The following is a 4,585-nucleotide window of genomic DNA, read 5'->3' as shown; positions in this document are numbered from 1 at the left end:
CTGCCAAGTTCATGGAATCGGTCGTCTAGTGGCGACAGACTTTGGTATGTACTTTTTGGTCTTTGGCTGAATCCCCATAGCGTTTAGGAGATGGCTCACGTCGCCGCCGCCAGTGTCAGCAAGCAGTGCGGCGCCGTAGTCAGCGAGCGCCGCCCGCATCAAGAATTCGAGCGCTTGGCTTGACCATAACGCAAAATCCCAATCATCCCGTGAGGCCGCAAGCATCTTCTCGACATACCGTTTGGATTTGGCGAGAAGTGCGTCAGGATCCCAGATGCCCGAATAGTCAGGTGTCGCTTCTTCACTCATATAAGTGCCCCCATGTACACTCGCTCGACAATCCTGTTGGCTTCAATCGCAGTTAGGGCGGATCGTCCATGCAACATGCGCCAATTGTCGATAATCAGAGTATCGCCGGGGTCCGCGAGCGAAAAATGAATTGGTTCGATCTGACCGAGCACACTGCGAACGAGCTCGGTCCCCTCGACACCGGCTGGAGACGCAGGAACGATGAAGGCTTCATCCCAGCGCAGCAGCGGTTCAGTCCCGGATCGGGTCGCCCGATAAAGTGAGAGCAGGTGAAATGCTCCGCGTATGGGCCGCCTTGGCCTCACAAGTGATCGCGCAAGCACAGCTTCTCCAATCGCGTCAATGAGCTTTCGGCCGTCCAGCACCATTGTTGCGACCGATGCGTGACCACGAACGCACCGCAACATCATGTAGCGCGGAGGATCGCGCCAATGCGCCATATCTGTATGCAATGGAAACTCGCTGAAGCCATACATCCCGCTATAAGTGTTTGGCGTATCTGTTCGCTTTGGAACGATTTGGTGCGCGACAGTAGCCTTTCCGAGCTTCAGGGCGGTGCCGATGCGAGTTGCCAGCTCGTCGGTGGTCACGCCTCGCTCCCAGCGGGGGACGAACGCAAAGCCGTCAAGGACGACGGCTTGCCTTAACGCGACCAAGTCGGGCTGGTTGGTATCAGATAACATGGTGCCGTGAATGTGCATGACCTCTAGGTGAGACGGAAGGAACGTTCTTTGTATCGTGCACCACACACGCGATCGGGATTGGGGATGCCACTTTTCGGGTACACAGGATCGTCATAGTGCCCCCCTTTCGCCAGACGAGGCGAACTATACGGTCGCCGTGGACAAACTGCGTATACTTTTTTTGGTGTGCCCTTGTCCGACGTGGCGGAGTGTCTGCCTGAGTCCGTAATGCGCTTTAGAGCGGTCACGCAGCTCGCCGCCTGAATGTCTGAGCACCAGCGGGTCGCCCAATTGGCCAAAAACCTCGCTTTGCCCGACTAGCAGGTGACGGCCGAACGCCGGGGCCGGGGCGGGGCGCCCGTAGCGGCGACAGCGCTGGAGGTAGGTGAGAAGGCCTCATCCGGAAACGCGCTCAGCGGGCTTCTCACGAATTTTGTAGCTGAGCTTGCAAATTGCCCGGCGGATCGTGATGTTGACGCTCAGGTCCCAATTGGTCTCGATTCTGATTGATCTTCCAGTTGCCGCTCGGCCTGTTCGGCAAGCTGATCGTATTCCTCAGCCATCGTGATCAGCCGGTCTCGGGCGACCGCGTCTCTGGTACGCTGCGCCTTGGCGCGGGTCTGCGCCGCGCGCTGGAGCCAATGGCTTGGACTTGTGACATCCCGCGACATCTGGGCCTTTCGTTTTTCGCCCAGCATACAAGTCCGCGATTCGGTTCTAACTTAGGCAGCCATGCCGCACGTGCCGGCCGTCACGCGATGAACGCGGCCAGATCGTTCGCAGCCTTTGCGCCGCACCGATATGGCAGGCTATCCTCGCCCCGGCGGCCTCGGGACCGGCGAAGGAGCGCTCAGCGGTGAATTTCATGCGGCGGAGACCGCGTGTGCGCGCCGTGCGACGTCTCGTGGCGTACTAGATCATTCCATGCCAATGCAATGCGCAGCCACTTCAAGCGATCAAGCGCGCTTGTGGCCGCTACGGCTCGCCTCATTGCCTCATCGGCTTCGGCTCGGTGATCAAAATTCCGACTCACGGAGACCGTGTATAACCGATAAAGCTTAACTGGAAACGGCGGGGTGCCGCCCGGAAAACTACGGCCTGCGCCATGAACGAGATCAACCGAACGGCGGCAAACTTGCCGATCTGCGACAACTGCGTCGGGAGCGACCGCGCGCTGGTCGTATCTGAAATGTTCAATCCGCGCACGGGCCGGACCGTGACAATGTTCCAGTGCAGGCAGTGCGGATATGTGACGTGGGATGATCGGCCCACAATTCCTTCGCGGCGGGCCGGCTCGCTGTAGGTGTCCTGACAGTACACGATCAGGCCGCGCACGCCGGCTATGGGCCTGCGAGATTACAGGGCGAACCAACACGCTTGGCGTGCACCGGTATCTGCGTGAGGCGGATGCGCTGGTCAGACGAAGCTATTCGCGCCGCGCTTCAGCCCTTACGCCGTCGGGCGTAACCTCATAGTCCTCGCCGCGATGCCTGAGCCAGCCTGCCTTTACCATCGCGATCGCGGTTTCCTCGCTGCATAAACTGTGGCTGCCGCCGGGATAATACAATTTTCCATCGTGCGCGACCAAGCGGCCGTACAGGTGCGCCCGCCGCAACACTCTGCGCATTCCGGGCGAAGGCTTGACCATAGCGCCCATCACCTTTGGGGCCTCAGTAGTCGTTCCGAATAAAATATATCGCGCCGCACTGCCAGCGGCGAGAGGGAATTCCCGAACCAATTAACCGCGTTGCGGAACGATCGCCGTCAACCGAGCAGGTCGCCACGGTCCGCCCGTACCGATCCAGCGTGATCGGGATGCAGGCAACTAGCCGCCACGCGATGAAGGCGCTGAGATCATTGGCAGCCTTCGCGCCGCAGCAATACTGCAGGCTGTCCTCGCCCCGGCAGAGTTGCGTGCTCTCCGGCACGGTGATGCCCCAAGAGCCGGATGCGTTCGTACATCCGGCACCGAGACCATCCTAGATCACCAACCTAAACGGTTTGGTGTGATCACAATGCGCGTTCACGCGAGTAAAAGATCCCCAAATTGAGCTTCGAACACGTGGAATGCGCCATGCAAGCTGCGGGATTCGTTGCCGGGTGTTTCGGCGAGTCCGGTGTCAAAATTATGTATTGCTGCCGCAGCCAGTAACTGTTCCTCAGATTGAGGAAGGGTCGATTGGAGATATTCACTTTCACCCGGCGTAGTTTCAATCTTGCCGAGAATGCCCAGCGTGGCAAACGCCTCATAGAGAAGTGCTTCGGGGTCGTTAGCAAACAGCGCAGGTTCTGACTGCGTCAGCGTATACATGCCCTCTAGCAGCTTCGCGTCTGCATCAAACGTCTGCAGTACGGTCGCGGTGCCATCTCTCAAATGCTGATAGACGAGATCGTGCGCATAAAAGAGCTGATCGAGATCGTCCTTTGGAGGATGAGCGAGGTAGGCAGCTGATCCCACCTCCGGAGTTGTCCCACCCTCTTGGCCAGCGGAATAGTTTACACCGCCATAATTCCCATAACTGGGAACTGGGATGCCATGCTGCGTGGAAGGCACGAGCGAGTTCGGATCGAAGCGCATCGTCACGTCCCAATTGATGTACATGGATACCTCCCTATACCCGCCCGCCTCTGACTCGTTTGCAGGCGAGCCCGCATTTAAGCCGTGCCGTATGTCGAAAACGTGGACCGCGCGCTTCTAGCCCCATCATCGGCTGCCTTCGGAAATTTCAACGGTGCGCGTTTGCTTCATGCGAACAGTCCGCCGGGCGTCGGTTGGCTCGCGTGCAGGTGCGGTAGCGCCACGGCTCGTGTGCCTAATGGCACCAGACTATCGAACGGTCCCAGACTTTCGACACCTACAGCTAGTATGTAAACGACAGGCCGTCGTTACCAGCAATCACGAAGCGCGCAGAGCGCTGGAGGACTCGAGAACTGCGGCAAGTCCGGCGCAAGACCGTAGCGCACAAGCCACTGGGCGAGATCAGCACCTTTCCTCAGCCGAGGTGATCTCGCCACCTTGCGGGCACCGAAAAATACGAACCGTCTTGCCCGTGCGCGTATCCGGTAACGTGGTGAGCAAGTGAGGCTGACGGTTGCACGGATCGGCGAAGGGGCCCCGGGGGGCCTGTTCGAACGTCGTTGCGGTGCCCGTGGTGCATTCGCCCGGGTTCGATCCGGGATAGAAGCCGCAGCGCCAGTACCACGGATCGGAGCTGTCCGGGGTGCCGGTCCTCACGGCGATGCCGCCAGCGCAGACATCGCCGTAATAGATAGGCCAAGCCTCTTGGCTGGCATTGGGATCGGGGCGGCGGGTGAGGGCGGGCATGCCCACATCAAAGCGGCGCTGATAGCGGCTAGCAAATTATCAATGGATGGTAGAACTGAACGCGACCGAGCTACTGCACCTCGTCCCTGTGTGGAAGGATTCTCCCCTCAAGCGTAAACGAACGAAGGAACTTGGTCGTGCGGGTTGCGTTGCTCGGCGTGGCTGCGGGACTGACCGAAGAAGAGGTCACCTCATGACGAGAATAGCCAAACTTCTTGCCGTAGCAGCAATACCGGCACTGTTGATCACGGCGTCCGGCCCGCTGCTC

6 protein-coding genes are annotated in these 4,585 nt (G+C 59.3%); all 6 read right to left on the bottom strand.

Going from position 1 to position 4,585, the window contains the following annotated elements; all coding sequences use genetic code 11:
- Nucleotides 1–9: 9 nt before the first annotated feature.
- On the bottom strand, nt 10–309 hold the full coding sequence (locus tag FXV83_RS41855) for a hypothetical protein (protein ID WP_148745828.1): 300 nt from the start codon (nt 307–309) through the stop codon (nt 10–12).
- Complete coding sequence (locus FXV83_RS41850) at nt 306–899, bottom strand: Fe(II)-2OG oxygenase family protein (protein WP_235940626.1); 594 nt, start codon at nt 897–899, stop codon at nt 306–308. Before FXV83_RS41850 ends, FXV83_RS41855 begins: the two co-directional genes overlap by 4 nt.
- A 572-nt stretch (nt 900–1,471) precedes the next feature.
- Nucleotides 1,472–1,690, bottom strand: a complete 219-nt coding sequence (locus FXV83_RS41845) for a hypothetical protein (RefSeq protein ID WP_148745826.1) — start codon at nt 1,688–1,690, stop codon at nt 1,472–1,474.
- Nucleotides 1,691–3,015: 1,325 nt separating this feature from the next.
- Nucleotides 3,016–3,594: a phospholipase A2 family protein gene (locus FXV83_RS41825; RefSeq protein WP_148745825.1), complete on the bottom strand. Its 579-nt coding sequence runs from the start codon at nt 3,592–3,594 to the stop codon at nt 3,016–3,018.
- A gap of 378 nt (nt 3,595–3,972) precedes the next feature.
- On the bottom strand, nt 3,973–4,317 hold the full coding sequence (locus FXV83_RS41820) for a hypothetical protein (RefSeq protein ID WP_148745824.1): 345 nt from the start codon (nt 4,315–4,317) through the stop codon (nt 3,973–3,975).
- Nucleotides 4,318–4,387: 70 nt separating this feature from the next.
- On the bottom strand, nt 4,388–4,585 hold a 198-nt coding region (locus FXV83_RS43725), incomplete at its 5' end, for a hypothetical protein (protein WP_210250809.1).

The sequence above is a fragment of the Bradyrhizobium hipponense genome (assembly GCF_008123965.1).
Lineage (GTDB): Bacteria > Pseudomonadota > Alphaproteobacteria > Rhizobiales > Xanthobacteraceae > Bradyrhizobium > Bradyrhizobium hipponense.
Note: the sequence above shows the minus strand (reverse complement) of the source record. Positions and strands in the feature narration are given on the sequence as shown.